This window comes from Ligilactobacillus equi DSM 15833 = JCM 10991 (genome assembly GCF_001435735.1).
Lineage (GTDB): Bacteria > Bacillota > Bacilli > Lactobacillales > Lactobacillaceae > Ligilactobacillus > Ligilactobacillus equi.
Genome location: NZ_AZFH01000133.1, coordinates 1 through 576 on the forward strand (window position 1 = coordinate 1; position 576 = coordinate 576).

1 protein-coding gene is annotated in these 576 nt (G+C 37.3%); it reads left to right on the forward strand.

Annotation, left to right across the window (positions count from 1 at the left end; genetic code table 11):
• On the forward strand, nt 1-576 hold a 576-nt coding region (locus FC36_RS07580; protein WP_202813096.1), incomplete at both ends, for an SspB-related isopeptide-forming adhesin.

Below are 576 nucleotides of genomic sequence, written 5' to 3' on the forward strand. Positions count from 1 at the left end.
GAAGATATCAACGGAACTAATGTTTTAGTTGGTGATACGTTGAAATACTCCATGACGTGGGATTTATCAGACATGGCAGGTACTACCCTTTCATCAGAAACTTCTGGTCGTGAATTCTCCTTCTCAGATGATTTCGATGAAACTAAGGTAGACGTTGACAAAGACTTAATTACTGTTTTAGACGGTAAAGGTAACGACGTTACAAAACAATTTAATGTACAATTTGATGACAAGAAAGGCTCATTTAAGGTTACAGCTAAGGAAGCTGCTAAGTTAATTTCAACTTTTGGTGGACAAAAGCTTAATGTAGTCTTCTACGCAACACCTAAGTCTGGCTTGAAGAATGGTACTGAAATTGACAACACCGCTCAACAAGTGAACGCAGGTAACGTCTACAAGACAAACATGGTTAAGAACTATGTATACAACTTGGATCCTAAGAAGGATGTAATTGAAAATCTTGGTAATCCTAAGTCTCTTGACCAACAAGAAGTTGGTTTCGGTCACGTTGTAACTTACGCGCTTAAATCTTCAATTCTTCCTAAGAATTACAAGTTTGATACTGATTCATGGAGT